The 25,990-nt window shown below is 70.7% G+C and carries 26 protein-coding genes; 6 read left to right on the top strand and 20 right to left on the bottom strand.

Annotated features, from left to right (window positions below; all coding sequences use genetic code 11):
* Positions 1-2: 2 nt before the first annotated feature.
* Together VGL30_RS03240 and VGL30_RS03235 are read left to right on the top strand one after the other, a co-directional pair.
* Entirely contained in the window at positions 3-368 is a 366-nt protein-coding gene (locus tag VGL30_RS03240; protein WP_331536722.1) for a hypothetical protein, read from the top strand.
* A gap of 66 nt (positions 369-434) precedes the next feature.
* Positions 435-1,667 (top strand): argininosuccinate synthase, encoded by a 1,233-nt coding sequence (locus VGL30_RS03235; RefSeq protein WP_331536720.1) that lies wholly within the window; start codon positions 435-437, stop codon positions 1,665-1,667.
* A 42-nt stretch (positions 1,668-1,709) separates the two neighbouring features.
* Here VGL30_RS03235 and VGL30_RS03230 read toward each other — a convergent pair whose 3' ends face one another.
* A complete protein-coding gene (locus VGL30_RS03230; RefSeq protein ID WP_331536718.1) occupies positions 1,710-1,916 on the bottom strand; it encodes a KTSC domain-containing protein in 207 nt (68 codons plus the stop codon).
* A gap of 121 nt (positions 1,917-2,037) precedes the next feature.
* Between VGL30_RS03230 and VGL30_RS03225 the strand changes: the two genes are divergently transcribed.
* Positions 2,038-2,442 (top strand): MAPEG family protein, encoded by a 405-nt coding sequence (locus VGL30_RS03225; protein ID WP_331536716.1) that lies wholly within the window; start codon positions 2,038-2,040, stop codon positions 2,440-2,442.
* Positions 2,443-2,555: 113 nt separating this feature from the next.
* The gene (locus VGL30_RS03220; protein WP_331536714.1) at positions 2,556-3,143 is read left to right on the top strand and encodes a CC0125/CC1285 family lipoprotein; all 588 of its coding nucleotides are present in this window, start codon (positions 2,556-2,558) and stop codon (positions 3,141-3,143) included.
* A 17-nt stretch (positions 3,144-3,160) separates the two neighbouring features.
* On the opposite strand, the gene VGL30_RS03215 is transcribed toward VGL30_RS03220, so the two are convergent.
* Positions 3,161-3,376: a hypothetical protein gene (locus tag VGL30_RS03215; RefSeq protein ID WP_331536712.1), complete on the bottom strand. Its 216-nt coding sequence runs from the start codon at positions 3,374-3,376 to the stop codon at positions 3,161-3,163.
* Positions 3,377-3,790: 414 nt separating this feature from the next.
* Positions 3,791-4,957 (bottom strand): acyl-CoA dehydrogenase family protein, encoded by a 1,167-nt coding sequence (locus VGL30_RS03210; protein ID WP_331536710.1) that lies wholly within the window; start codon positions 4,955-4,957, stop codon positions 3,791-3,793.
* 75 nt (positions 4,958-5,032) lie between these two features.
* Here VGL30_RS03210 and VGL30_RS03205 point away from each other — a divergent pair, with 75 nt between their 5' ends.
* Positions 5,033-6,247, top strand: coding sequence for a CoA transferase (locus VGL30_RS03205; RefSeq protein WP_331536708.1), 1,215 nt, complete (start codon positions 5,033-5,035; stop codon positions 6,245-6,247).
* Between the two features lie 373 nt (positions 6,248-6,620).
* Here the strand turns inward: VGL30_RS03205 and pnp are convergent, their stop codons facing one another.
* The 9 genes from pnp to rimP all read right to left on the bottom strand — a co-directional run bounded on the left by pnp (position 6,621) and on the right by rimP (position 17,339).
* Positions 6,621-8,762, bottom strand: a complete 2,142-nt coding sequence (gene pnp / locus VGL30_RS03200) for a polyribonucleotide nucleotidyltransferase (protein ID WP_331536706.1) — start codon at positions 8,760-8,762, stop codon at positions 6,621-6,623.
* Between the two features lie 215 nt (positions 8,763-8,977).
* Positions 8,978-9,247, bottom strand: coding sequence for a 30S ribosomal protein S15 (rpsO, locus tag VGL30_RS03195; RefSeq protein ID WP_331536704.1), 270 nt, complete (start codon positions 9,245-9,247; stop codon positions 8,978-8,980).
* The gene (gene truB, locus VGL30_RS03190) at positions 9,219-10,196 is read right to left on the bottom strand and encodes a tRNA pseudouridine(55) synthase TruB (protein WP_331536702.1); all 978 of its coding nucleotides are present in this window, start codon (positions 10,194-10,196) and stop codon (positions 9,219-9,221) included. Before truB ends, rpsO begins: the two co-directional genes overlap by 29 nt.
* A 3-nt stretch (positions 10,197-10,199) precedes the next feature.
* Positions 10,200-10,625, bottom strand: coding sequence for a 30S ribosome-binding factor RbfA (gene rbfA / locus VGL30_RS03185; protein ID WP_331536699.1), 426 nt, complete (start codon positions 10,623-10,625; stop codon positions 10,200-10,202).
* 109 nt (positions 10,626-10,734) lie between these two features.
* Positions 10,735-11,244 (bottom strand): DUF2939 domain-containing protein, encoded by a 510-nt coding sequence (locus VGL30_RS03180; protein ID WP_331536697.1) that lies wholly within the window; start codon positions 11,242-11,244, stop codon positions 10,735-10,737.
* 80 nt (positions 11,245-11,324) lie between these two features.
* On the bottom strand, positions 11,325-14,345 hold the full coding sequence (infB, locus tag VGL30_RS03175) for a translation initiation factor IF-2 (protein WP_331536695.1): 3,021 nt from the start codon (positions 14,343-14,345) through the stop codon (positions 11,325-11,327).
* A gap of 46 nt (positions 14,346-14,391) precedes the next feature.
* Entirely contained in the window at positions 14,392-15,063 is a 672-nt protein-coding gene (locus VGL30_RS03170) for an RNA-binding protein (RefSeq protein ID WP_331536693.1), read from the bottom strand.
* Positions 15,064-15,073: 10 nt separating this feature from the next.
* A complete protein-coding gene (gene nusA / locus VGL30_RS03165) occupies positions 15,074-16,774 on the bottom strand; it encodes a transcription termination factor NusA (protein WP_331536691.1) in 1,701 nt (566 codons plus the stop codon).
* 13 nt (positions 16,775-16,787) lie between these two features.
* A complete protein-coding gene (gene rimP / locus VGL30_RS03160) occupies positions 16,788-17,339 on the bottom strand; it encodes a ribosome maturation factor RimP (RefSeq protein ID WP_331536689.1) in 552 nt (183 codons plus the stop codon).
* Between the two features lie 257 nt (positions 17,340-17,596).
* Between rimP and ppa the strand changes: the two genes are divergently transcribed.
* Entirely contained in the window at positions 17,597-18,127 is a 531-nt protein-coding gene (ppa, locus tag VGL30_RS03155) for an inorganic diphosphatase (RefSeq protein WP_331536687.1), read from the top strand.
* Here ppa and trmB read toward each other — a convergent pair.
* The 8 genes from trmB to miaB all read right to left on the bottom strand — a co-directional run bounded on the left by trmB (position 18,124) and on the right by miaB (position 25,915).
* Complete coding sequence (trmB, locus tag VGL30_RS03150; RefSeq protein ID WP_331536685.1) at positions 18,124-18,810, bottom strand: tRNA (guanosine(46)-N7)-methyltransferase TrmB; 687 nt, start codon at positions 18,808-18,810, stop codon at positions 18,124-18,126. The two genes, ppa and trmB, sit on opposite strands and share 4 nt — an antisense overlap.
* Positions 18,811-18,842: 32 nt before the next feature.
* A complete protein-coding gene (gene metK / locus VGL30_RS03145) occupies positions 18,843-20,063 on the bottom strand; it encodes a methionine adenosyltransferase (RefSeq protein WP_331536683.1) in 1,221 nt (406 codons plus the stop codon).
* A gap of 107 nt (positions 20,064-20,170) precedes the next feature.
* Positions 20,171-20,608, bottom strand: coding sequence for a helix-turn-helix transcriptional regulator (locus VGL30_RS03140; RefSeq protein ID WP_331536681.1), 438 nt, complete (start codon positions 20,606-20,608; stop codon positions 20,171-20,173).
* A 54-nt stretch (positions 20,609-20,662) separates the two neighbouring features.
* Entirely contained in the window at positions 20,663-22,240 is a 1,578-nt protein-coding gene (lnt, locus tag VGL30_RS03135) for an apolipoprotein N-acyltransferase (protein WP_331536679.1), read from the bottom strand.
* Between the two features lie 10 nt (positions 22,241-22,250).
* Entirely contained in the window at positions 22,251-23,135 is an 885-nt protein-coding gene (locus VGL30_RS03130; RefSeq protein ID WP_331536676.1) for a hemolysin family protein, read from the bottom strand.
* Entirely contained in the window at positions 23,128-23,598 is a 471-nt protein-coding gene (ybeY, locus tag VGL30_RS03125; RefSeq protein ID WP_331536674.1) for an rRNA maturation RNase YbeY, read from the bottom strand. The genes VGL30_RS03130 and ybeY overlap by 8 nt, the downstream gene beginning before the upstream one ends.
* The gene (locus tag VGL30_RS03120) at positions 23,595-24,566 is read right to left on the bottom strand and encodes a PhoH family protein (protein WP_331536672.1); all 972 of its coding nucleotides are present in this window, start codon (positions 24,564-24,566) and stop codon (positions 23,595-23,597) included. Before VGL30_RS03120 ends, ybeY begins: the two co-directional genes overlap by 4 nt.
* A complete protein-coding gene (gene miaB / locus VGL30_RS03115) occupies positions 24,563-25,915 on the bottom strand; it encodes a tRNA (N6-isopentenyl adenosine(37)-C2)-methylthiotransferase MiaB (RefSeq protein ID WP_331536670.1) in 1,353 nt (450 codons plus the stop codon). The genes VGL30_RS03120 and miaB overlap by 4 nt, the downstream gene beginning before the upstream one ends.
* Between the last annotated feature and the right edge of the window lie 75 nt (positions 25,916-25,990).

Genomic DNA, 25,990 nt, shown 5'->3' with positions numbered 1-25,990 from the left:
CGATGGACGTATTGCGCCTTGCGGGGGACGCCCTGTGGATCATCTCGCTGTCGATCATGACCAGCGCCTCGCGGGCGGCATGGAAGCGGATCGAGCCCGGCACGATGGTGCCGCTGCAGTTCGCGAACGACGGGCGGCCCACCCGGCGGACCAAGCGCGGCCTGGCGCTGTCGCTGATCCCCGGGGCCGCCTTCGTGGTGGGGATATTGCTTGTGGCGAGCAACCGGCGGACCGCCGGCTGGGGCGACGAGGCGCTGGTCCTGTTCGGCGTGCGCGCCACCGCGGCGGCCCTGTTCGCCGTGGCGCACCTGCGCTGGCTGAGCGCCGCCCTGGCGGCGCTGGACAGGGAAGGCGCGCTTAAGCCTTGAACGGGCCGCCCGTTCGCCCTTAAAGGCGGCGACCTTTCTCCACCCTCCCTTCCGAGGACTGCGCGCATGGCCGCCGACAAGCCGATCAAGAAAGTGGTCCTCGCCTATTCGGGCGGGCTGGACACCTCGATCATCCTGAAATGGCTGCAGACCGAGTACGGGGCCGAGGTGGTGACCTTCACCGCCGACCTGGGCCAGGGCGAGGAGCTGGCGCCGGCCCGCGCCAAGGCGCTGAACGCCGGGGTGAAGCCGGAGAACATCTTCATCGAGGACGTGCGCGAAGAGTTCGTCCGCGACTTCGTCTTCCCGATGTTCCGGGCCAACACCGTCTACGAGGGCCAGTACCTGCTGGGCACCTCCATCGCCCGGCCGCTGATCGGCAAGCGGCAGATCGAGATCGCCCGGCAGGTGGGCGCCGACGCCGTTTGCCACGGGGCCACCGGCAAGGGCAACGACCAGGTGCGCTTCGAGCTCGCCTACTACGCCCTGGAGCCGGACATCCAGGTGATCGCGCCCTGGCGGGAGTGGGAGTTCAAGAGCCGCGAGGCGCTGCTGGCTTTCGCTGAGGCCCACCAGATCCAGATCGCCAAGGACAAGCGCGGCGAGGCGCCGTTCAGCGTCGACGCCAACCTTCTCCATTCCTCCTCCGAGGGGAAGGTGCTGGAAGACCCGGCGGTCGAGGCGCCGGAGTACGTGCACATGCGCACGATCGCGCCGGAGGACGCGCCGGACAGGCCCGCCGTCTTCACGATGGATTTCGAGCAGGGCGACCCGGTGGCCATCGACGGCGAGCGGCTGTCGCCGGCGGCGCTGCTGACCAAGCTGAACGAGCTCGGCCACGACAACGGCGTGGGACGGCTCGACCTGGTGGAGAACCGCTTCGTCGGCATGAAGTCGCGCGGGATCTACGAGACGCCGGGCGGCACGATCCTGCTGGCCGCGCACCGGGGGATCGAATCCATCACCCTCGACCGCGGGTCCATGCACCTGAAGGACGAGTTGATGCCCCGGTACGCCAGCCTGATCTACAACGGCTTCTGGTTCGCGCCGGAGCGGGAGATGTTGCAGGCGGCCATCGACCACAGCCAGGCGATGGTGACCGGCCAGGTGCGGGTGAAGCTCTATAAGGGCAACGTCAGCGTCATCGGCCGCACCAGCCCCTATTCGTTGTACGACCAGGACCTGGTGACCTTCGAAGAGGGCAAGGTGGCCTACGACCACCGCGACGCGGCGGGGTTCATCAAGCTGAACGCGCTGCGCCTGCAGGTGAAGTCCCGGCGGGACAAGCGGGTGGGGTGAAGTTTCCGCTCTCTCCTTGCGGAAGAAGGATGCGCTCCGCCCTCACATTTCCAGCTTGTTGTACGGATACCGGTCGCGGATCTCGTGGGCGAAGAAGGCCCCCTTGGATTGGGCGTCGATGAACGAGCGGTGCACCTCGTCTGGGACGCCGACGTAGACGTACTCGTCACCATCCCGGAAGCGGACGAACAGCTTGGCGCGGTCGCGGTCGTAGCTGATGTCGCGGATAGCTTCCGAAACGACGTGCATGGGCGTGCCTCCCACGGGGCTAGCCGTCTAAACGCCGCGGGCCGGCGGTAAGGTTCCCGAGCGGTCCGGGACATGGCAAGCTGCGCCGGGGCCGCGGGACGGCCCCGGGGGGAAACGCAAGATGCAACCACACAGCCTCGTCGCCATCGTCACCCTGGCGGCGCTCCTTGTCTATTTCTCGATGGCGATCCGCGTGGGCGCCGCGCGCCGCAGATGCGGGATCGTCGCGCCGACCATGACCGGCGACGCGGTCCTGGAGCGCTGCGTCCGCGTGCAGGCCAACACCCTGGAATGGCTGCCGATCTTCCTCGTCTCACTCTGGCTCTTCGCCGTCTACTGGAACGACTTGGCGGCCGCAGGCCTGGGCGTGCTGTGGATCCTGGGGCGCATCCTCTACGCCGTGGGCTATGTCGCCGACCCGAAGAAGCGGGCCGCGGGCTTCCTGGTCCAGGCGCTAGCCACAGCCGTGCTGCTGTTCGGCGCCCTGGGAAAGGCCGTCTGGGTGCTGGCCGCCACCGGCGCGTGAGCGGCCGACGGACGCAAGCGCCCCGGCGCGTTGAACGTTTAGGCGCAACCCGAAGACCGGCCGGGTGTTAGCACCGGTGGAGCTTCCTCGAGGGACGTTCTGGAGTGGATGAGATGGCAAGAACAACCGCTGTCGCCGCCGCCGCGCTGCTGCTGACGGCCGGGCTCGCCGGCTGCGCGACGCCCACGCCCTATCAGCCGCGCGAGGTGGGCAAAGCCTATTCCGGCGGGTTCTCCGAGCAGCGCATCGAAGGGAGCCGCTGGCGGGTGACCTTCGCCGGCAACACCCTGACCTCCCGCGAGACGGTGGAGGCCTACCTCCTGTACCGCGCCGCCGAACTGACCCTGCAGCAGGGCTTCGACGGCTTCACCATCGTGGACCGCGCCACCGACAAGCACACCCAGACCTATGTGGACCCGGACCCGCTCTACAGCCCCTGGTACGGACCGCGGTTCGGCTACTGGCGCCCGTCCTGGCGCTACTACGGCGGGGGCTTCGGCTGGCGCAGCTGGGACCCGTTCTGGGGCGATCCGTTCTGGGCCGACCGGGTGGACGTGCGCACAGTGGAGCGGTTCGAGGCCGGCGCCGAGATCGTGATGTTCCGTGGCCGCAAGGACCCCGCCGACCCGCGCGCCTTCGACGCCCGGAGCGTGGTGGACAACCTGGGCCCACGGATCGTACGCCCGGCGCCGGGGGGCTGAGCGCGCGCCCGCCTCCGTCACCGCCCGTGGGGATCCGGTTCGGGACCCCTGAGGTCGCGGACGAACTGCAGCAGATGCGGCGGCACGGGGCAGTCGCGGAACATGCGGCGCAGCGTCTCGTCCACGTTGGCGCCCCGTCCGGGCTGCGCAAGCTCCCGGGCGAAGGTCCAGGCCGCTTCGCCGGTCTCGGGCCACGTCTGGCGGGCGCCGGAAGGGGCGTGCTCCACGCTCATCGACCGCCGCGGTCCGGTCGACGCACCGGAGACCGGGCAGGGACGGCGTGAGGACGGGCCGGCCGCACGCACCATGGCTCGACAAGCATCCGATGCATGAGCACACGCCCTGGCCGCACTCGGGGTCAGCCCCTCAGCCAGCAGAACGCCCGTCCGTTAATAATTGTTTCGCCCGGTTCCCGATTGTTTTCGGAAATGACTCGCCCAGGCTGTGGCGGAACGTTGTCGACAAACCCGCGAACCTGGAGCGGGTTGAAATCGGGTTGATCCGCCTTCGCCGGGACCCGGATTCAGCCTGAGCCTCTCGTGGGTTTCACCTGGGCCCCGGCCGGAGTTTATCCTCGGGCCGGCCCCGGACCCGGGGCCGAGGCGAGCGGGTTTTGAGCCGGCGATTTCGCCTGAAATCATCGTGCCCTAGCGGCCCCGTCCCAGCAGGTTGCGGGCCACGACCCATTTGTGCACCTCGGTGGGGCCGTCGTAGATGCGCATGGTGCGCAGCTTGGAGGCCATCATCTGCAGAGGCAGATCCTTGGTCATGCCCATGGCGCCGAAGGTCTGCATGGCGTGGTCGACGACCTCCCAGGCCATCTCGACGGCGTAGGCCTTGATCATCGAGATCTCGACGCGGACGTCGCGGCCCTGGTCGAGCTTCCAGGCGCAGTCGTAGGTCATCAGCCGGGCGGCGTGGATGCGCGTGGCGGCGTCGGCCACCCACCACTGGATCGCCTGGCGCTCCGACAGCGGCTGGCCGAAGGTGGTGCGCTGGGGGGCGTATTCGCAGATCATGTCCAGCGCGCGCTGCGCCATGCCCACGGACCAGGCGGCCATCTCGATGCGCCGGGTCCCGAGGCGCAGCTGCATCGGGACGAACCCCTGCCCCTCGGCGCCCAGCAGCTTCCAGCCCTCGACGCGGCAGTCCTCCAGCGCCACCTCGTAGGTGACGACGCCGCCGATCATCGGGATGGGGCGCAGGACGTTGAATCCCGGGGTCCCCTTGTCCACCAGGAAGGCGGAGATGCCGCCGCGGCCGCGCTTCTCCTTGTCGGTGACGGCCATCATGATGGTGAAGTCGGCCTCCTCCGCGCGGCTGATCCAGATCTTGCGGCCGTTGAGGATCCAATCGTCGCCGTCCCGGTCGGCGCGGGTGGTCATGGCGGCCGGGTCGGCGCCGGCGCCGGGCTCGGAAACGCCGATGGCCGAGATGGTCTCGCCGCGGACATAGGGCTCCAGGTAGGCGCGGCGCTGGCGCTCGTTCACCGTGGCCATCAGCATCCGCAGGTTCGGGGAGTCCGGCGGCAGGGTGTAGGGGGTGACGGTGCGGGCCAGCTCCTCGCCGACGCCGACCATGGCCACGGCGGGCAGGTCCGCGCCGCCGATGTCCTCGGGCGCGTCCAGGCCCCAGAGGCCCAGGCGCTTGGAGACCGCGTCGATGCGGGCGAGGTCGGCGGCCGGCAGGCTGCGCTCCTGGCCCGCCGCCTCGCGGGCCAGGACGCCGGCCTCCAGCGGCATCAGCTCGTCGTCCACGAACCGCCGGACCAGGTCCTTGAGCATCCGATGCTCCTCGGCCAGTTCGAAATCCATGGCGGCTCCTTCGGCGGGCTTTGTCGGCGGCGGCGGGGCGAGTATCCCTGACCGGAGCATTGGAGGCCACGACAGATGCCGGGCAAGTCACGCGAACTGGCCAGGGAGGCCACCGGTCCGCTGAAAGGGATCAGGATCGTCGACATGACCAGCGTGGTGTTCGGCGCCTATGCGACGCAGATGCTGGCCGACCTGGGCGCCGACGTGATCAAGGTGGAGAGCCCGCCGGGCGGCCCCGGCGGCGGCGGCGACATCATGCGCCAGTCGGGCCGGACGCCGGAGGGGGCGCCGAGGGAGCTCGGCCCCATCTACATGACCATCAACCGCAACAAGCGCTCCGTGCTGCTGGACCTCCGGCTGGAGAAGGACGCCGCGGCCCTGCGCCGGCTGTTGCGAACCGCCGACGTGTTCGCGGCCACCGTGCGCTACGACGGCCTGGCGCGGCTGGGGCTGGACTACGGGAGCGTCAGGGCGCTGAAGCCGGACGTCGTCTACGTCCACGGGGCGGGCTACGGCTCGGACGGGCCCTATGCGGGGGAACCGGCCTATGACGACCTGATCCAGGCGGCGGCGGGGATGGGGGACCTGCTGCCGCGCACCGACGGCGACCCGGAGCCGCGGCTGCTGCCCAGCCTGATGGCCGACAAGATCAGCGGCCATTTCATGGCCCAGGCGATCCTGGCCGCCCTGCTGCACAAGCAGCGCAGCGGCGAGGGACAGTTCGTCGAGGTCCCGATGTACGAGTGCGTGACCAGCTTCAACCTGGCGGAGCACTTCTGCGGCCATGTCTACGACCCGCCGACCGGGCCATGGGGCTACGGCCGGGTGACCAACCCGTACCGCAAGCCGTTCGCGACGAAGGACGGCCATATCGGGCTTCTGCCGTATACGGACGAGCAGTGGGGGCGCTATTTCAAGGCCGTTGGGGCGGAGGAGACGCACGGGAGGGACCCGCGGTTCGCCGGCTATCTGGCCCGATCGGAAAACACGCGGGCGCTCTACAAGCTGATGGAGGAGATCACCGCCACGCGGACCACGGCGGAGTGGGTGGCGCTGCTCAAGCCGCTGCACATACCGGTGGTGGCGGCCAAGCGGCTGGACGAGTTGCCCGACGACCCGCACCTGGCGGCGGTGGACTTCTTCCAGCGCTACGAGCACCCGGCCGCCGGCGCCTACTACGCCCTGCGCCCGCCGGTGCGCTACCTGGGTACTCCCGCCAACATCCGCCGGCATGCGCCGATGATGGGCGAGCACACGGAAGAAGTTCTATCTGAAACAGGCGAGGACTGACACGGCGCCCTGGCGCAACCCGCCCTCGCCGCATTCCGCGCGGCCGCCGACATCTCCCTGGTGGTTACGCGCAGAATGGCGCACATGCACAACTTCGCGCCGACGCGGGGCGGGCCATCCAGGCGGCGGGTTATCCGCGAGCGGGGACTGGGATCATGGAACTGTTGGGATCGGTCTTGCTCGTGGCGCCGTTTGCAGCGCTGGTGCTGCTGCTGTGGCCCAGGCGCCGCCCCGCACCCGTCCGGCCGCCGGACGAGGCGGCGGTCGCAGCGCCGGGGGTGGAACTCCCGGCGCCTTGAAGGCGCCGGCGGACGGCTTTTCCTCCCCCGCCCCGCGGGGGACGGAGGAGGAAATGGCGGCGCGGCTGTTGGCCCTAGGCGTCGGCTGACGCCGGCTCGCCCTTGGCCGACAGGTCTTCGCCGGTCTCCTGGTCGACCACCTTCATGGAGAGCCGGGTCTTGCCGCGGTCGTCGAAGCCCAGGAGCTTGACCTTCACGGACTGGCCTTCCTGCAGCACGTCGGAGACCTTGTTCACCCGCTCGTTGGCGATCTGGCTCACGTGGACCAGGCCGTCCTTGGCGCCGAAGAAGTTCACGAAGGCCCCGAAGTCCACCACCTTCACCACCTTGCCGGTGTAGATCTTGCCGACCTCGGCCTCCGAGGTGATCGACTTGATCCACTCCTTGGCCGCCTCGATCTTGGACTGCTCGGCGGCCGCGATCTTGATCGTGCCGTCCTCGCCGATGTCGACCTTGGCGCCGGTCTCGGCGACGATCTCGCGGATCACCTTGCCGCCGGTGCCGATCACTTCGCGGATCTTGTCGACCGGGATCTTCATGGTCTCGATCTTCGGCGCATGTTCGCCGAGCTCGGCGCGCGGCGCTTCCATCGCCTTGGCCATCTCGTCCAGGATGTGCTCGCGGCCGCCCTTCGCCTGGGCCAGCGCCTGCTTCATGATCGCCTCGGTGATGCCGGGGATCTTGATGTCCATCTGCAGCGAGGTGATGCCGTCGGCGGTGCCGGCGACCTTGAAGTCCATGTCGCCCAGGTGGTCCTCGTCGCCCAGGATGTCGGAGAGCACGGCGAAGCCGTCCTTCTCCAGGATCAGGCCCATGGCGATGCCGGAGACCGGCTTCTTCAGCGGCACGCCCGCATCCATCAGCGCCAGGGACGAACCGCACACTGAGGCCATCGACGAGGAGCCGTTGGACTCGAAAATCTCCGACACCAGGCGGATGGTGTAGGGGAACTCTTCCGCGTCCGGCAGCATCGGGCGGATCGCCCGCCACGCCAGCTTGCCGTGGCCGACTTCACGCCGGCCCGGTGCGCCCATGCGGCCGGTTTCCCCGACCGAGAAGGGGGGGAAATTATAGTGCAGCATGAACCGCTCGTAGTACTTGCCTTCCAGGGCGTCGATCAGCTGCTCGTCGTCGCCGGTGCCCAGGGTGGCCACCACCAGGGCCTGGGTCTCGCCGCGGGTGAACAGCGCCGAGCCGTGGGCCCGGGGCAGCACGCCCACTTCCGAGACGATCGGGCGCACCTTGTCGACGGCGCGGCCGTCGATGCGGATCCCGGTTTCCAGGATGCCGCGGCGGACGATGTCGGCCTCCAGCTCCTTGAACACGCCGATCAGCTTCAGCGGGTCCAGGCCGGCCGGGTTCTGGTCGGACTTGGCGAAGGTCTTCACCGCCTTGTCCTTGGCGGCCGAGAGGGCCGCATGGCGCTCCGACTTGCCGGTGATCCGGTAGGCGGCGCGCAGGTCGTCTCCGATCACCTTCTTCACTTCGGCCTTCAGGGCGTCGGTGTCCTCCGGCTGGAAGTCGAAGGGCTCCTTGGCCGAATGCTCGGCCAGCTCGATGATCGCATTGATCACCGGCTGCATGCCGGCGTGGGCGAACATCACCCCCTTCAGGACCTCGTCTTCCGACAGCTCCTGAATCTCGGACTCCACCATCATGACGGCGTCTTCGGTGCCGGCGACCACCAGGTCCATCCGGCTGTCCTTCATTTCGTCCAGCGTCGGGTTGAGGATGTACTCCCCGTCGATGAAGCCCACCCGGGCGCCGGCGATCGGGCCCATGAAGGGCGCGCCGGAGATCACCAGCGCGGCCGACGCGGCCACCAGGGCCACGATGTCGGGATCGTTCTCCAGGTCGTGCGCCAGCACCGAGCACACCACCTGGACTTCATGCTTGAAGCCCTTGATGAACAGCGGCCGGATCGGCCGGTCGATCAGGCGCGAGGTCAGGGTTTCCTTCTGCGAGGGCGCGCCCTCGCGGCGGGGGAAGCTGCCGGGGATCTTGCCCGCGGCGTAGAATTTCTCCTGGTAGTTCACCGTCAGGGGGAAGAAATCCTGCCCCGGCTTGGCGGTCTTGGCGAACACCGCGGTGGCCAGCACCATGGTCTCGCCATAGGTGGCGAGGACCGCACCGTCGGCTTGACGGGCCATGCGGCCGGTTTCGAGCGTGAGCGTCTTGCCGCCCCACTCGATGGTCTTTCTTTTGATGTCGAACATTTTGTTTCTTTCTCATCCCGCGGGCGAATTCCCGGCGGGGGTGGACAGGGCGTCGTCGGGGCTTTTCAGCGGGCGCGAAATCCTCGTCCTTCGGCAGGCTCTGGAGTGAGGATTTCGATCGAACCCTCGGCGGAATCGAGGCGCCGCAAACGGCGCCCCCGTCGTCCCGACCCCGAGCCTGTAGAGGGCCGGGAACGACGCAGCGGGGCTTGCGCTTAGCGGCGCAGGCCCAGAGTTTCGATCAGAGACTGGTAACGCGGCGCGTCGGAGCTCTTCAGGTGATCGAGGAGAGAGCGGCGCTGGGAGACGAGCTTCAGCAGCCCCCGGCGCGAATGGTTGTCTTTCTTGTGGGTCTTGAAGTGCTCGGTCAGGTTGGAAATCCGTTCCGAGAGGATGGCGACCTGCACTTCGGCGCTGCCGGTGTCGGCCTCGCCCCGCGCGTGGGTCTTGATCAGCTCAGCCTTGCGTTCGGCCGTAATCGACATCGGGTTGGTCTCCGCTCTTTTCGAGATGAAAGACCCGTGCGGGTTCGAGCCGGCCTGCACGCATCTCGCAGAGCGCCACGACCAGCCCGCCCGTCATGGCCGAAACGGTTCGGGCGCCGGGCTTGAGCCGGGCCTTCAACGCTTCCACCTGTCGGGGAACGAGAACGATCGATCGTCCCTGCTTGAGCCGAAAGGCGTCTTCAGCGGTCACGGCCAGCGCCGGGATGTCGTCCAGCGCGGTCTCGACCGGAAGCAGGGCCTCCAGCAAGCGGGCCTTATGACCCAAATCCTCCAGTAATTCCAGCCCTATCGCCCGGCCCTCCGTGAAGCCGCCGACACGGGTGCGCCGCAGCGCGCTCACGTGGCCGCAGGCGCCCAGCGCCGCCGCCAGGTCGCGGACCAGGGCGCGGACATAGACGCCCTTGCCGCAGTCGATCTCGATCTCGACATGGTCGGGGTCCGGCGCGTCGGCGATCCGGGCGGCGTGGATGGTCACGGGCCGGGCCGCCAGCTCCACCGCCTGGCCGGCGCGGGCCAGGTCGTAGGACCGCTCGCCGTTCACCTTGATCGCCGAGAAGGCCGGCGGGACCTGCAGGATCTGGCCCACGAAGGCCGGCAGGGCCTCGGCCACCGCCTGGGCGCCGGGACGGACGTCGGAGCGGCCGGTGACCTCGCCTTCCCGGTCGAAGCTTGCCGTGGTCACGCCCCAGGCGACGGTGAAGCGGTAGGTCTTGTCGGCGTCCATCAGGAAGGGGACGGTCTTGGTCGCCTCCCCCAGCGCGATGGGCAGCACCCCGGTGGCCAGCGGGTCCAGCGTGCCGGCGTGGCCGGCCTTCTGTGCGTTGAACAGCCGCCGCACCCGGCTCACCGCGTGAGTGGACGTCAGGTCCAGCGGCTTGTCGAGGCAGATCCAGCCTGAGACCGGGTCGCCCTTGCGGCGGCGGCCCAACCCCTAGTCCTCCCCGTCCGCGGGGGGCGGGACCAGGTCCTGCCGCACGCGGGGGTCGTCGAACATCCGGCCGATGCGGGCGGCCTCGTCGAAGCTCTCGTCGTGGACGAACTTCAGGTCGGGGGTGAAGCGCATGGCGATGCCGCGCCCGAGCTGGCCGCGCAGGTAGCGGGCGTGGCGGTTGAGGGCCTCCACCACCGACCCGGCCGCCTCGCCGCCCAGGGGCTCGACGAAGGCCACCGCGTGGCGCAGGTCGGGGCTCATCCGCACCTCGGTGACGGTGACCGAGGCGCGCTCCATCACCGGATCGGCGATCGCCGCCTCGCGCAGCACCTCGGCCAGCGCATGGCGCACCAGCTCTCCGGCGCGGAGCTGGCGCTGGGTGGGGCCGGAGGGACGGGACGGCTGTTCGTGGGGACGTTTCTTCATGGCCGACGCCTTCGCGGGACCTGGCCGGCGGATCGGACGCGCGGCGCAGGAAAGCGGCGGCTTCTAGAGAGGTCGGGCGGGGAAGTCCAGCGTGGCCGGCGCGCGGCGCTCAGAACGCCTTCTTGAGCATGGAGAGGTCGCCCTCGAAGCCGCTGAGGCGCCAGGCGTCGGCCTCCTTGGTGAAGACCAGCAGGCAGGGGCCGTCCTTCTTCTTGGTGGCGCAGACGCGGCCGTCGTCCATCGGCCGCAGCAGGGTGGCGATGGCCAGCGGGCCCGGGATGGGCTGCGAGGGCCTGTAGCCGTAGGACTCGGCCACCAGCCGGAAGGTCGCGGGCTGGATCAGCGCGTCGCCCGCCACCTGGGCGACGGCGGGGCCCAGCAGCGCGCCCAGCAGCTTCAGCCGGTCGTCGGCCTTGGAACGGTGCAGCTCTCTGGCCATGCGCGCCTCGATCTCGCGCCGCAGGGCGGGACGGTCGACGTGGGCCTCGAAGGCCGCCTGGTCGTCGTCGCGGATCGAGACCAGCAGGGCGTGGACGTCGTTCGCCGCTCCCAGTTTCTGGACGGTGGCGCAGGAGCTGAGGACGAGGGTCGATGCGAGGATGACGAACAGGCGGCGCATGGAACTCCTACTGTCTTTTCCTCCCTGTCTTTTCCTCCCACGCGCCGAAGGGGACGCGGCAGGAAAACGGCGTCGTCCCCCTACAGGCTCCGCTTGACCTCTTCGAGGGTGAAGCACTCGATGGTGTCGCCCTCCTTGATGTCCTGGAAGCCCTGGAAGGCCATGCCGCATTCCTGGCCGGCGGTGACCTCGTTGACCTCGTCCTTGAAGCGCTTGAGGGTCTGCAGCACGCCCAGCTCGAGCACCACCACGTCCTGGCGGACGATCCGCACGCGCGCGCCCTTGCGCACCGTGCCCTCGGTGACGCGGCAGCCGGCGACCTTGCCCACCTTGGTGATGTCGAACACCTGCAGCACCTCGGCGTTGCCGATGAAGGTCTCGCGCTGGATCGGCGCCAGCATGCCCGAGAGCACGCCCTTGATGTCGTCGATCAGGTCGTAGATCACCGCGTAGTAGCGGATCTCCACCCCCTCGCGGTCGGCCAGTTCGCGGGCCTGTTTCGAGGCGCGGACGTTGAAGCCTAGGACCGGCGAGTTGGCGCCCTTGGCGAGCATCACGTCGCTTTCGCTGATGGCGCCGGCGCCCGACAGGATGATCCGCGCGCGGACCTCGTCGGTGGCCAGCTTGTCCAGCGAGCCGACGATGGCTTCCGCCGAGCCCTGCACGTCGGCCTTGATGACCACCGGCAGCTCGGAGACCCGCTTGTCCTGCAGCTTGGCCATCATGTCGGCCAGCGAAACGCCCGCCGCGATCGGCGAGCCGGCGCGTTCGCGCTTCACCCGCACGCGGTAGGCGGTGAGCTCGCGGGCGCGGGCCTCGTTCTCCACCACGGCGAAGGGCTCGCCCGGGTCGGGCGTGCCGTCGAGGCCCAGGATCTCCACCGGCTCCGAGGGGCCGGCCGAATCCACCTGCTCGTCGCGCTCGTTGAACAGGGCGCGGACGCGGCCGAAGTTGGCCCCGGCCACCACGATGTCGCCGCGCTTCAGCGTGCCGCGCTTGACCAGCACGGTGGAGACGGCGCCCCGCCCGCGGTCGAGCTTGGCCTCGATCACCACGCCGTCGGCGGTGCGGTCGGGGTTGGCGCGCAGGTCGAGCACCTCGGCCTGCAGCAGGATCGCCTCGATCAGGTCCTCGAGTCCCATCTTCTGGGTGGCCGAGACCTGGATCGCCTGGGTGTCGCCGCCCAGGCTCTCCACGACGATCTCGTGCTGCAGCAGTTCGTTGATCACCCGGGTCGGGTCGGCGTCCGGCTTGTCGATCTTGTTGATCGCCACGATGATCGGCGCGCCGGAGGCCTTGGCGTGGTGGATCGCCTCGATGGTCTGGGGCATCACGCCGTCGTCGGCGGCCACCACCAGCACCACGATGTCGGTGACGTCGGCGCCCCGGGCCCGCATGGCCGAGAAGGCGGCGTGGCCGGGGGTGTCCAGGAAGGTCACGCGCTGGCCGTCGGGCAGGCGCACCTGGTAGGCGCCGATGTGCTGGGTGATGCCGCCGTGCTCGCCGGCCGCCACGTCGGTGGCGCGCAGGGCGTCGAGCAGGGACGTCTTGCCGTGGTCGACGTGGCCCATGACCGTGACCACCGGGGGCCGCGGCTCCAGGTGGTCGTCCACGTCCTCCGCGCCGATGAAGCCTTCTTCCACGTCGGCTTCCGACACCCGGCGCACGGTGTGGCCGAACTCGGTGGCCACCAGTTCGGCGGTGTCGTTGTCGATCACGTCGTTGATCTTCAGCATCACGCCCTGGCGCATCAGGAACTTGATGATGTCGACGCCGCGGGTGGCCATCCGGTTGCCCAGCTCGCCCACCGTGATCACGTCGGGGATGATGACTTCGCGGGCCGTGCGGGCCGCTTCCTGGCCGCCGCCCTTGCGCTTCTCACGCTCGCGCTCGCGGGCCCGGCGCACCGAGGCCAGGCTGCGCATCCGTTCGACGGCGTCCTCGTCGTCGCCGGCCACGGCCTGGATGGTCAGGCGGCCCTCGCGCCGCTGCGGAGCGTTCTTGGCCCGCGAGATCGCCTTGTTGGGCGCCGTCGGCGTCTTGCCGCGGCGGGCGCCGTCGTCATCCTCGTCCGGACGGCGGTCGAGGTTGGCGGCGCCGGGGCGCGGCGCCTGGCGGGTGGCGCGCTGGACTTCCGGCGTGGCGGGCGGGGCCGCGCCGGCGCCGGGCCGCGGCGGACGCGGACCGCCGGGACGGGCGCTGTCCCGCGGCGCCGGACGGGGCGCAAGCGCCGAGAAGCGCACGGTGTCGCCGCCGGGACGCGGCCGGTCGCCTTGAGGCCGGTCGCCCTGGGGTCGATCACCCTGGGGCCGGTCGCTGCGCGGCGGGGCGCGGTCGTCGCGCGGCGGACGCGGGCCGTCGGCGCGGGGCGCGCGCTGGCCGAAGGCGGAAGTGTCGAAGCGCGGGGCGGGCCGCTCCCGGTCGGGACGATAGGTGGTGGTGGTCGGCCGGTCGTCGCGGCGGTCCGCGGACGGCTGGTAGGTGCGGGTCTGGCTGCCGGTGGGCGCGGCGGCGGTGCGCGGCGTCTCGACCATGCGCGGCGCCTCGGGCGGGCGCGGCGTCTCGGACGGGGGCCGCGGCGCGGGGGCCGCCGGCGCTTCGGCGACCGGCTGCACGACGGGCGCGGCGGCGGCTTCGGGCGGGGGCGGTTCGGCGGGCGCTTCCGCGGGCGCTTCGGCGACCGGGGCGGCGGCGCGCTCGGCCTGGACGGCGGCCTCCGCCTCGCGGTGGGCGCGCCCCTCGGCGGCGGCGCGTTCGGCGTCCTGGCGTTCGCGGGCGAGCTCGATGGCGCGCTGGCGGGCCTGCAACTCCTCGCTGGAGAGGCCCGACGCGTCCGCCCCGCGCGACGGACGCGGGGATTGGCCCTGCGGGCGGGGATCGAAGACGCGCTTCTCGGCCGACGAAGGCGCGGCGAGGTTGCCGGACGGCGCCGCATGCGTGCGGGCGCGCTTGGTCTCCACGACCACGGTCTTGGAACGCCCGTGGCTGAAGCTCTGCTTCACCGTGCCCGCGCTGACCGAAACTGCGCCGCGCGGCTTCAGGGTCAGGGGCGTGCGCCCGCCGGGGACGGAAGGTCGGCCGTTGTTGTTGTCGTCGCTCATGCGCTCGCTTTACGTACCGGCCGGACGAATTCCAGCCCAATCGTCTTCAAATGCTATCGACGCCCGGAGCGGCGTCCGCTCCGTTCGTCACCGGGTGTTCCTCACGCCAACTCTCAGGAAGGAGCGGGCGGAAGCCGGCGAATCGCAGGACATCCATGGTCCAACGGTCGGAGGCCCGCCCCGCAAGGAAGGCGGTGTGTATCACATTCTCCAGCCCCAAGGCCAAACTCAATTCCTCGCCCGTGAACACGCCGATCAGGCGCGGGGGGCAAGGCTGACGTCTGCAAACGGCCAGAAGCTTGCGGCGCCCGTCCTGCGCGCCGTCGGCCGCTTCGACCAGCCAGGCCGCGCGGCCGGCGGTGACGGCCTGGGACACCTTTTCGAACCCCGAGGTAAGCTCTCCGGCGCGGCGCGCAAGGCCCAGCGCGGCCAAAAGGCGCGCCCGCAGCAGCCGCTCCACCTGGTCGGCGAGGTCGGCCGGGGCGGAGAGTCTGGCCTTGGCCGCCCGGGCGAACAGGTTCTTCTTTCCCGCCGCCTCCACCGCCGCCCGCTCGGCGGCGACCCACAGCCCGCGCCCCGGCAGCTTGCGCGCCAGGTCCGGGGTCACCGTCCCGTCGGGGCCCGGCACGAAGCGGATCAGGCGCGCCTCGTCCATCACCTCGCCGGAGACGATGTCGCGTTTCTCGCGCTTGGCTTCGGCCTGGGCGTCCGTCCGCATGCCGGGCCGGTCAGGCGTCGCGCGCCTGACCCTCCATCTCGGCCTTGGCGAAGACGTCGTCGAACTCGCCGCGCTCCGCGACCACCTCGGGCTCGGGCTCCGGCTCCGGTTCCGGCTCGATCCAGCCCATGGCCACCCGGGCGCGCATGATCAAGAGCTCGGCGTCGGCGGCGTCGAGGGCGAAGGCCTCCAGGACCCCCGGCTCGCGCACCCGCTCGCCGCCCTTGGCCTCGAACCAGCCGCGCAGGTCGTCGGGCACCAGGCCCGCCAGATCCTCCACCGTCTTCACCTCGCCGGCGCCCAGCGCCACCGCCATGGGCAGGGTGACGCCCTCGATCTCCAGCAGGCCGTCCTCGACGCCCAGCTCGCGGCGCTTGGCGTCGTATTCCGCCGCCTCGCGGTCCAGGTAGTCGCGGGCGCGGGCCTGGATCTCCTCGCCGGTGTCCTCGTCGAAGCCCTCGATGGCGGCGATCTCGGAGGAGTCGACGTAGGCCACGTCCTCGACGGTGGCGAAGCCTTCGGTGACCAGCAGCTGGGCGATGACCTCGTCCACGTCCAGGGCTTCCTGGAACAGGGCGGTGCGCTCGGCGAACTCGCGCTGGCGGCGCTCGCTCTCCTGGCTCTCGGTCATGATGTCGATCTGCCAGCCGGTCAGCTGGCTGGCGAGACGCACGTTCTGGCCGCGCCGGCCGATGGCCAGCGACAGCTGCTCGTCGGGCACCACCACCTCGACGCGCTCGTCCTCCTCGTCCATCACCACCTTGGAGACTTCGGCGGGGGCCAGGCCGTTGACGATGAAGGTGGCCTCGTCCTGGCTCCACTGGATGATGTCGATCTTCTCGCCCTGCAGCTCGGCCACCACCGCCTGCACGCGCGAGCCGCGCATGCCGACGCAGGCGCCGACCGGGTCGATGGACGAGTCGTTGGAGATCACCGCCATCTTGGCGCGGCTGCCCGGGTCGCGGGCGACGGCGCGGATCTCGATCACCCCGTCGTAGACCTCCGGCACTTCCTGGGCGAACAGCTTGGCCATGAAGCCGCCGTGGGCGCGGGAGAGCAGGATCTGCGGGCCCTTGGTCTCGCGGCGGACGTCGTAGATGTAGCAGCGGATGCGGTCGCCGATGTTGAAGTTCTCGCGCGGGATCGACTGGTCGCGGCGCATGATGCCTTCGCCGCGGCCCAGGTCGACCACGACGTTGCCGTACTCCACTCGCTTGACCACGCCGTTGACGATCTCGCCGACCCGGTCCTTGAACTCCTCGTACTGGCGCTCGCGCTCGGCCTCGCGGACCTTGCCGGTCACCACCTGCCGGGCCATCTGGGTCTGCACCCGGCCGAACTCGAAGGGCGGCAGCACCTCCTCGTAGACCTTGCCCACGAAGGCGTCCTTGTCGGTGCGCTTGGCGTCGGAGAGCCGCAGGATGCCGACCGGCTCCTCCGCGACGGCGCCCTCCTCGCTCCCCTCGCCGGCTTCGTACACCACGTCGTCGTCGACCACGGTGACGTAGCGCTTGACCAGGGTCTCGCCGGTCTTCGGGTCGATCTTCACCCGGATGTCGTGCTCGGCGCCGTAGCGCGAGCGGGCGCCCTTCTGGATCGCCTCCTCGATCGCCTCGATGACGATCTCCTTGTCGATCGACTTCTCGCGGGCGACCGCCTCGGCGATCTGCAGGAGTTCAAGCCGGTTGGCGGAAATGCCGGTCAGGCTCATGGGGTGGTCCTTCCTACTCGGAAATCTCGTTGGTTCGGGTCGGGTCGACTTGCAGGCGCTGGCTCCTGGCCTGCGCGCCGCGTTTCATCAGTTCGTCCGTCAGCACCAGCTTGGCCTCGACGATCCAGGCGAAGGGGACGAGGGCGGTGTGCTCCTCGCCCTCCAGGTCGATGGCGACGCTGTCGCCTTCGACGCCGGTCAGCACGCCCTTGAAGCGCTTGCGGCCCTCGGCCAGGCGGTCGAGCTCCAGCTTGGCCTCGCAGCCCTGGTAGGCCTCGAAGTCCTTCAGCCGGGTCAGCGGCCGGTCGACGCCGGGGGAGGAGACCTCCAGCAGGTATTCCCCGGAGATCGGGTCGGCGGCGTCGAGCACCGCCGAGATCGCCCGCGACAGCCGCGCGCAGTCCTCGACCACCATCTCGCCGGCCGGCGTCTCGGCCATGATCTGCAGCCGGCGCTGGGCCGCGCCCGCCATCAGCCGCAGGCGCACGATCTCGTAGCCCGCGGCTTGCGCGACGGGATCGAGCAGTTCCAGCAGCTTCAGGTCTTCGGCGGTCTTCCCACGCACGGCTTGGCCGTTCTCCGGCAAAGAAAAAAGCGGCCGGGCCGGAGCCCGCCGCTCGTAGGCACCATACAGCGCTAACGGACGATGTTGTGGAGATTATAGGCGCGGCTGAGGCGTTTGTCAGCCCTTTCGACGGGCGGTGCGTCATTTCCGGTCCCGTTCGGCGCGGTGACGCCGCCCTCGTCCGTGGCGCTTGGTCCCGCACCGCTTTCGCCCTATGACGCGCCGTCTACTCCTGTGTGTGCAAAGGGCCCCTCCCCATGGACCTCTCCAAGATCCCCATCGGCGTCAATCCACCGTACGACGTCAACGCCGTCATCGAGATCCCGCAAGGCGGCGAGCCGGTGAAATACGAGATGGACAAGGAGAGCGGGGCGATCTTCGTCGACCGCTTCCTGCACACCGCCATGTTCTATCCCGGCAACTACGGCTTCATTCCTCACACCATGGCCGACGACGGCGATCCGATGGACATCCTGGTGGTGGGCCCGACGCCGGTGGTGCCGGGCGCGGTGATCCGCTGCCGGCCGATCGGGGCGCTGAAGATGCGCGACGAGGCGGGCGGCGACGAAAAGGTGCTGGCGGTGCCCGTGGACGCGCTGCACCCCTTCTATCTTGGCGTCGAGTCCTGGCGCGGCCTGCCCGCCATCCTGACGGAGCAGATCGCCCACTTCTTCCAGCACTATAAGGATCTCGAGAAGGGAAAGTCCGTCGAGATGGGCGGCTGGGCCGATCCCGAGGAAACCGCCCAGCTGATCCGCGCCTCCATCGAGCGCGCCAAGCACCTCTAGACGCGCAGATAGTCCAGGAACACCGGGGCGCAGTCGCCCAGGCGCTTTTCCTCGTAGCGGGTGGCGACGTGGTCGGCGGGCGGCCTGCGCCAGTCGTCGGCGCGTTCCGCCGTCCAGCGGAAGGCGGGGTGCGCGCCCATGCGCGCCAGCGTCCAGTCCACGTAGTCGGCCCAGTCGCTGGCGAAGCGGAAAGCGCCGCCGGGCCGCAGCAGGCGGGCGAACTCCGCCACCGTCTCCGGCTGGATCAGCCGGCGCTTGTGGTGGCGCGCCTTGGGCCAGGGGTCGGGGAACAGGACGAAGATCCGCGCCAGCGAGGCGTCGGGCAGGCGGGCTGTCAGCGTCCGGACGTCCCCGTCCTCGATGCGGACGTTGGCCAGCGCCTGCTCCTCCACGTGGCGCAGGGCGCTGGCCACCCCGTTCTGGAACGGCTCGGCGCCCAGGATCAGCACCTCGGGGCGCCTGGCCGCCTGGGCCGCCATGTGCTCGCCACCGCCGAAGCCCACCTCCAGCCAGGTCTCCGCCGCGCCGGGCAGGAGGCCGGCGGGATCGAACGGCGCCTGCGGGCAGCGGATGCGCGGCAGCAGGGTCTCCACCAGCGCCGCCTGCCGCGGCTTGATCGGCCGCGACTTCAGCCGCCCGTAGGAGCGCAGCAGGCGATGGTCGGGCGGGGCGGTCTCGTTCATTCCCTCCCCATGAAGGGCAGGGAAGGAATAATCTACCCCAGTCCCTTCAGGTCGGCCGCCAAGTCGGTGCGCTCCCAGGAGAAGCCGCCCTCGTTGTCCGGCTGGCGGCCGAAGTGGCCGTAGGCGGCCGTGCGCTCGTAGATCGGCCGGTTCAGGCCCAGGTGCTCGCGGATCGACCGCGGGGTCGCCCCGCCGATCATCTCCGGCAGCGCGGCCTCCAGCTTGGCGGGATCGACCTCGCCGGACCCGTGCAGGTCCACGTAGAAGCTCAGGGGCTGGGCCACGCCGATGGCGTAGCTGATCTGGATGGTGCACTTGCGCGCCAGGCCCGAGGCCACGACGTTCTTGGCCAGGTAGCGGCAGGCGTAGGCCGCCGAGCGGTCCACCTTGGTGGGGTCCTTGCCCGAGAAGGCGCCGCCGCCGTGCGGGGCGGCCCCGCCGTAGGTGTCGACGATGATCTTGCGGCCGGTGAGGCCGGCGTCCCCGTCCGGCCCGCCGATCAGGAAGCGGCCGGTGGGGTTGATGTGCCACTTGGTCTTGCGGGTGATCAGGCCCGCGGGGAACAGCGGCTCGATATAGGGCCGGATCTCCGCGGCCAGGCGCTTGGAATTGACGCTGTGCAGGCCGATCCGCTTCTTGTGCTGGGTCGAGACGACGATCTGCAGCACCTCGACCGGGCGGCCGTCCTCATAGCGCAAGGTCACCTGGCTCTTGGCGTCGGGCTCGAGCACCGAGCACTCGCCCGAGTGGCGGACCTCCGCCAGCCGGCGCAGGATGTTGTGCGAGTACTGCAGGGTGGCCGGCATCATCTCCGGCGTCTCGTCGCAGGCGTAGCCGAACATGATGCCCTGGTCGCCGGCCCCCTCGTCCTTCTTCTCGCTGGAATCGACGCCCTGGGCGATGTCGGCCGACTGGGCGTGCAGGTGGCAGGCGTACTTGGCCTTGGCCCAGTGGAAGCCCTTCTGCTCGTAGCCGATGTCCTTCACCGCCTGGCGCACCTTGGGCTCCAGGGTGGCGATGATCTCCTTGGTCATCGCCTTGCTCTGGGCCGGCGACAGTCCGGGCTTGCCGGCCCGCACCTCGCCCGCCAGCACGATGCGGTTGGTGGTCACCAGGGTCTCGCACGCCACGCGGGCCTGAGGCTCGGCCGAAAGGAAGGCGTCGACCACGGTGTCGGAGATGCGGTCGGCGACCTTGTCGGGGTGCCCCTCGGACACGCTTTCGCTGGTGAAGATGTAGCTGGAACGGCTCAAGGGCGGGGGCTCCGGTCAAGACCGAGGCCGCCCTGACGGCGGCCTCTGCTAGGGACGCAGGAACCTATAAGGAAATCCTTATGTCCCGCAAGCGAAGCCGCGCGGAATCAGCCCTCCTCAACCTCCACCGCCTCTTCTGCGAGCGCCCGGGCCAGGTCCAGGATCCGGCGGCGGACACGCGCCCGGGTGATCTTCGGGAAGGCGGCGGCCAGCTCCATGCCCTCGGGCGTCAGCAGGAAATCATGCACCGACCGCCGGTCGCCGGCCGCCTCGGGCGGCTCGGCGACGGACGGGTCGCCCAGGCCTTCGTAGAAATAGGAGATCGACGTCTTCAGGACGCGCGCCATCTCCCACAGCTTCGAGGCGCTGACCCGGTTGGCCGCGCGCTCGTATTTCTGCACCTGCTGGAAGGTCAGGCCGATGGAGTCCGCCAGCCGCTCCTGGCTGACCCCGAGTTCCTTGCGCCGGAGCCGGATACGCAGGCCCACGTGGCGATCGACCGGATTGGGCGTGCGGTCGAGTTCGAGTTCCTTGGTCTTGGTCATGGACCTCCTTAGACGAACCTTGCGAGTCCGTGGGATCTGGGACGCCGGCGACGGTCATCGGCGCGCGGCGATCCGAATAGCGCCCAGGATAAGGGCGGAAACCAGCAACATGACGAAGAAGAACGTTTCAGCGAACCGACTGTAGAGTGTAGCTTGCAACCGAGGCGGGAGACGCGCGTCGATCTGGCCCGTCTTGCCCATTTCCAGCCGCATTATCGAGGCCGAACGGCCGAAGGCGTCGATGACCGCCGATACGCCAGTCGGGGTCGCCCGCACGACCGGCAGACCTTCCTCGATGGCGCGGTAACTGGCCATGTTGAGGTGCTGCCACGGCCCGCTGGTCACGCCGAACCAGGCGTCGTTGGAGACGTTGACGATCCAGGCGGGCCGGAAGCCGGCGCGGGCCGCCGCGCCGGAGGTGACGTGGGGGAACAGCGCCTCGTAGCAGATCAGCGGCTGCACCGGCGGCAGGCCGGCGGGCGTGATGGGGCGCGGCTCGGGTCCGGCGGTGAAGTCCTCGGGCATGTGGACGAGGCTGCGCAGGCCGATCTTCGAGGCCAGGTCGCCCAGCGGCATGAACTCGCCGAACGGCACCAGCTGGCGCTTGTCGTAGATCCCGGTGACGCTGAGGCCAGCGTCTTCCCGCCGCAGGGCGATCAGGCTGTTGAAGTATTCGACCTTGCCGCCACGCCCGCGGCCGGCGCGGTTGGCGCCCATCAGCAGCGTCTGGCCGGGCGCCAGCGCCGCCTGCAGCCGGCCGACATAGGGCGATCCGGGCGCCAGCAGGTCGTCGATCACCGCCGGCAGGGCGCCCTCCGGCCAGATCACCACCCGCGGCGGCGTGCTGGCCGGCGCGACGGTGAGCCTGGCGTAGGCGTCGAAGACCAGGCCGAGGTTTTCGGAGCGCCACTTTTCCTTCTGGTCGATGTTCGCCTGCACGACGCGGATCTGCACCGGCGGCTCGGCGAGCGGCCGTGCCAGGGCCAGCCGCGCCGCGCCGCCCGCGTAGAGCAGGCCCACGCCCAGGACCGCCGCTGCGAGGGCCAGGCCGCGGCGCAGGGGGCTGGCCGCCTTGTCGAAGGCGAGCGCCGGCAGGGCGCCCAGGGCGACGGTGATCCAGGTTAGGCCGTAGGCCCCGACCACGGCGGCGGCCTGCGAGGGCGCCGAGCCCGCCCGCCAGCTCTCCCCCGGCAGGTCCCAGGGAAAGCCGCCCAGCACATGGCCGCGCAGCCATTCGACGGCGGACAGCGCGCCTGCGAACACCAGCGCCCGGCCGAAGCCCCGCGGCCCGCCCGCCCGGTAGACGAGGAAGCCCAGGCCCCAGAACAGCGCCAGGCCGCCCGCCATCATCACCAGGGCGAAGGGCGCCATCCAGGCCAGGTCGGGCTCCACCTGGAAGGGCTCCACCACCCACCAGATGCTGAGCCCGAAGTAGCCGACCCCCACGAGCCAGCCCCGCAGGAAGGCGGAGCGCAGGGGCCGCTCCGGCCGGGCCCCGTCGGCCAGACGCATCATCAGCCCGTAGGCCAGCAGGCCGGGCAGCAGCCCGAACGGCGGATGGGCCGCCGCGGCCGCCAGGCCCGCGAGCACGGCCGCGAGCCGGGGCGCCCAGCGCGGCGCAGGCCGCGTCACCTGCGCCCGCTCACGCCGCGGTGGGGGCTTCGGCCGGCCGGGCCCGGTGCACGCGCAGCCGCTTGATGCGTCGCGGGTCGGCGGCCAGCACTTCGAACTCGAAGCCGCCGGGATGCGGGATCCGCTCGCGCGGCCGCGGCACGCGCCCGGCCAGCGCGGTGACCAGGCCGGCCACGGTGTCGATCTCCTCGTCGAGGTCCGGCGGCGCCAGGTCCTCGCCGCCCATGGCGGTCTCCAGCTCCTGCAGCAGCAGCCGGCCGTCCACCACCCAGCCGCCGTCGTCCTCGGCGATGGGCGGCGCCTCGTCGTCGTCGTGCTCGTCGGCGATCTCGCCCACCAGCCGCTCGAGCAGGTCCTCCAGGGTCACCAGGCCGTCGGTGCCGCCGAACTCGTCGATCACCAGGGCCATGTGGACGTGCCGGCTGCGCATCAGCGCCAGCAGCTCGGCGGCCTGCATGGAGGCCGGCACGTAGAGCGGCGCGCGCACCAGGGTGCGCCGGCGCTGCAGCACCGGGTCCGTCGGCTTCGGCCGCTTGGACGGGACCGCGGCCAACAGCTTGAAGATGTCCTTCATGTGCACCACGCCCACCGGCGCATCGAGGGTCTCGCGGTAGACCGGCATGCGCGAATGCTCGGCGTCGGCGAAGCGGCGGACCACGTCCTCGAACGGGCAGGAGGCCTCGATGGCCAGGATGTCGGCCCGCGGCTTCATCACGTCGTCCACCGTCAGGTCCTGGAAGGCGCGCGCCTGCTCCACCAGGTCGCCCGCCGGGCCCACCGCCTCCACCGGCGGCAGGCCGGCCTCCCGGCCCTGCGTCAGCAGCCGGCGGAAGAACGCGAACGGCCCCCTGCCCTTGGGGGCCTCGCGAGAGCTCGGGTCGTCCGGGTCAGCCATGATCGCCCTGTTCGGCCGCGTAGGGATCGGCCACCCCCAGCCCGGCCAGGATGACGCGCTCGAGGCCTTCCATCCGTTCGGCCTCTGCATCGTCCATGTGATCGTATCCTAGAAGATGCAGCACGCCATGCGCCACAAGATGCTGCAGGTGGGCGGCGAGCGGCTTGCCCTGTTCGCGGGCTTCCCGCGTGCAGACGCCGCAGGCCAGGGCGACGTCGCCGAGGTGGTCCTCCGGATTCGGCGCCGCCGGAAAGGACAGGACGTTGGTGGGCTGCGGCTTGCCGCGGAACCGGCCGTTGAGCTCGGCCAGGGCGGCGTCGTCGGCCAGCAGGACGGCGACCCCCGGGTCCTCGTCGAAGCCGAAGAACTCGTCGAGCGCCGCGGCGGCGGCGGCCCTGGCCAGGATCTCGGCGTCCGGCAGCGCCGCAGTCCACGCCGGATCGGCGACCTCGACGTCGATCACGCCCGGCGACCCTTCGGCGCCGCCTCGGCCTCGGCTTCGTAGGCGCGGACGATCCGCTCCACCAGGGGATGGCGGACCACGTCCTCGGCGGTGAACCGCGCCACGGCCACCCCCTTCACCCCTTCCAGCAGCCGCACGGCGTGGGCCAGGCCGGAGTCGGCGGCGTTGAGCAGGTCGATCTGGCTGGGGTCGCCGGTCACCGCCATCCGCGCGCCCTCGCCCAGGCGGGTCAGCACCATCTTCATCTGCAGGCGCGAGGCGTTCTGCGCCTCGTCGACGATGATGAAGGCGTGGCTCAGGGTGCGGCCGCGCATGAAGGCCAGCGGCACCACCTCGATCTCGCCCTTCTCGCGGCGGCGGCGTAGCTGGTCGGCCCCCAGGATGTCGTTCAGCGCCTCCCAGATCGGCGCCATGTAGGGGTCGACCTTCTCCGACAGGTCGCCGGGCAGGAAGCCCAGCCGCTCCCCCGCCTCCACGGCCGGGCGGCAGACCACCAGCCGCTCCACGTCGCCACGCAGCAGCATGCCGGCCCCGTGCGCCACGGCCAGGAAGGTCTTGCCGGTGCCCGCGGGACCCAGGCCGAACGTCAGCTCGCAGTCGCCCAGCGCCGCGAGGTAGCGCGCCTGGCCCGGCGTCTTGGGGGCCACCTGGCCGCGGCGGCCCACCGGCAGGCCGCCCGAGCGCGCCCCGCCCTCCCCCGGCTGGCCGGAGCGGGCCTGGCCGATGGCGACCCGGACGTCGGCCTCGCCGATCTCCAGCCCCTCGTCGGCCCGGGCGGCGATGGCCTGGACGGCGCGCTTGGCGGCGGCGCGCGCGCGGGCGTCGCCGTCCAGCGACACCCCGCCGCCGGGGGTTTCCATCAGCACCCCGAAGGCGTCCTCGATCAGGGCGGCGTGCCGGCTGTTGGTCCCGGCCACCGCGCGGACGGCGGCGTCGGACAGCGGCAGGAACTCGGCCGGGCGGCTCAAGCGGACTCCAGGGCGAGCTCGCCCGCCAGGCTCATCTTGGCGGCGGCGACGATGCGCACCGGGGCGATCCGGCCGATCAGCCCCTCCGGCGCCCGGATGTGCACGGACTGCAGGTAGGGGCTGCGGCCGATCAGGTCGCCGGGGTTGCGGCCGGGACGCTCGAACAGCACCGGCAGGACGCGGCCGGCCTGGGCGGCGTTGAACGCCCGCTGCTGCGCGTCGAGGAGGGTGTTGAGCCGGGCCAGCCGGTCGGCCTTCTCCGCCTCCGCGACCTGCCCGTCCAGCGAGGCCGCCGGGGTTCCCGGCCGTCGGGAGTACTTGAAGGTGAAGGCGCTGGCGTAGCCCACCTCGCGGACCAGCTGCAGGGTAGCCTCGAAATCGGCCTCGCTCTCGCCGGGGAAGCCCACGATGAAGTCGCCGGAGAGCGCGATGTCCGGCCGCGCGGCGCGGACCTGCTCCACCAGCCCGAGGTAGCGCTCCGCCGTGTGGCCGCGGTTCATGGCCTTGAGGATCCGGTCCGACCCCGACTGCACCGGCAGGTGCAGGTAGGGCATCAGGGCCTCCACCTCGGCATGGGCGGCGATCAGCGCCTCGTCCATGTCGCGCGGATGGCTGGTGGTGTAGCGGATGCGGTCGAGGCCGGGGATCTTCGCCAGCCGCCGCACCAGCCCGCCCAGACCCCCGCCCGCGCCGTCGCCGTAGGCGTTGACGTTCTGGCCCAGCAGCGTGACCTCGCGCACCCCCTGCCCGGCCAGGCTGCGCGCCTCCGCCTCGATGGCCGCCGCCGGCCGCGACCACTCCGGGCCGCGGGTGTAGGGCACCACGCAGAAGGTGCAGAACTTGTCGCAGCCCTCCTGGATCGTGAGAAAGGCGGTGACGCCATTGGCCTTGCGGCCGGCGGGCGCGAGGGCGTCGAATTTGTCCTGCGGTTCGAAATTCGCAGAAAGCCGCTCGCCGCGGGAGCGGTGGGTGCGCGCGATCAGCTCCGGGAGCTGGTGATAGGCCTGGGGCCCAACCACCAGGTCCACGGCGGGCTGGCGGCGCATGATCTCCTCGCCCTCGGCCTGGGCGACGCAGCCGGCGACGGCGATGGTCATGCGCGCGCCGCCTTCGGCCAGGCGCTCCTCGCGCATCTCCTTCAGCTTGCCGAGCTCGGAATAGACCTTCTCGGTGGCCTTCTCGCGGATGTGGCAGGTGTTGAGCACAACCAGGTCCGCGCCCTGCGGCGTCTCCGTCATCGTATAGCCCAGCGGCGACAGCACGTCGGCCATCCGCTCGCTGTCGTAGACGTTCATCTGACAGCCGTAGGTCTTGATGAAGAGGCGCTTGGAGGGCGCTTGGGCAGACATGAGCGGGGTTATGGGGTTCGCAAACCCCATGCGCAAGTTCAGCCCTCTGGATCCCGGCCTTCGCCGGGATGAGTC

This window comes from Phenylobacterium sp. (assembly GCF_036502675.1).
GTDB lineage: Bacteria > Pseudomonadota > Alphaproteobacteria > Caulobacterales > Caulobacteraceae > Phenylobacterium.
This window is presented reverse-complemented; position numbering and strand designations above follow the sequence as displayed.

Bases quoted from the DNA above. Each gene is read 5' to 3' on its own strand.
- rpsO (WP_331536704.1), bottom strand. From the start codon at position 9,247: ATGTCGATTACGGCCGAACGCAAGGCTGAGCTGATCAAGACCCACGCG.
- trmB (WP_331536685.1), bottom strand. From the start codon at position 18,810: ATGAACGAGACCGCCCCGCCCGACCATCGCCTGCTGCGCTCCTACGGG.
- VGL30_RS03215 (WP_331536712.1), bottom strand. From the start codon at position 3,376: ATGAGCGTGGAGCACGCCCCTTCCGGCGCCCGCCAGACGTGGCCCGAG.
- rbfA (WP_331536699.1), bottom strand. From the start codon at position 10,625: ATGAAGAAACGTCCCCACGAACAGCCGTCCCGTCCCTCCGGCCCCACC.
- VGL30_RS03170 (WP_331536693.1), bottom strand. From the start codon at position 15,063: ATGCGGACGGACGCCCAGGCCGAAGCCAAGCGCGAGAAACGCGACATC.
- infB (WP_331536695.1), bottom strand. From the start codon at position 14,345: ATGAGCGACGACAACAACAACGGCCGACCTTCCGTCCCCGGCGGGCGC.
- VGL30_RS03240 (WP_331536722.1), top strand. From the start codon at position 3: ATGGACGTATTGCGCCTTGCGGGGGACGCCCTGTGGATCATCTCGCTG.
- VGL30_RS03210 (WP_331536710.1), bottom strand. From the start codon at position 4,957: ATGGATTTCGAACTGGCCGAGGAGCATCGGATGCTCAAGGACCTGGTC.
- VGL30_RS03180 (WP_331536697.1), bottom strand. From the start codon at position 11,244: ATGCGCCGCCTGTTCGTCATCCTCGCATCGACCCTCGTCCTCAGCTCC.
- ppa (WP_331536687.1), top strand. From the start codon at position 17,597: ATGGACCTCTCCAAGATCCCCATCGGCGTCAATCCACCGTACGACGTC.
- VGL30_RS03230 (WP_331536718.1), bottom strand. From the start codon at position 1,916: ATGCACGTCGTTTCGGAAGCTATCCGCGACATCAGCTACGACCGCGAC.
- VGL30_RS03130 (WP_331536676.1), bottom strand. From the start codon at position 23,135: ATGGCTGACCCGGACGACCCGAGCTCTCGCGAGGCCCCCAAGGGCAGG.
- nusA (WP_331536691.1), bottom strand. From the start codon at position 16,774: ATGAGCCTGACCGGCATTTCCGCCAACCGGCTTGAACTCCTGCAGATC.
- pnp (WP_331536706.1), bottom strand. From the start codon at position 8,762: ATGTTCGACATCAAAAGAAAGACCATCGAGTGGGGCGGCAAGACGCTC.
- VGL30_RS03235 (WP_331536720.1), top strand. From the start codon at position 435: ATGGCCGCCGACAAGCCGATCAAGAAAGTGGTCCTCGCCTATTCGGGC.
- VGL30_RS03220 (WP_331536714.1), top strand. From the start codon at position 2,556: ATGGCAAGAACAACCGCTGTCGCCGCCGCCGCGCTGCTGCTGACGGCC.
- miaB (WP_331536670.1), bottom strand. From the start codon at position 25,915: ATGTCTGCCCAAGCGCCCTCCAAGCGCCTCTTCATCAAGACCTACGGC.
- VGL30_RS03205 (WP_331536708.1), top strand. From the start codon at position 5,033: ATGCCGGGCAAGTCACGCGAACTGGCCAGGGAGGCCACCGGTCCGCTG.
- VGL30_RS03140 (WP_331536681.1), bottom strand. From the start codon at position 20,608: ATGACCAAGACCAAGGAACTCGAACTCGACCGCACGCCCAATCCGGTC.
- VGL30_RS03225 (WP_331536716.1), top strand. From the start codon at position 2,038: ATGCAACCACACAGCCTCGTCGCCATCGTCACCCTGGCGGCGCTCCTT.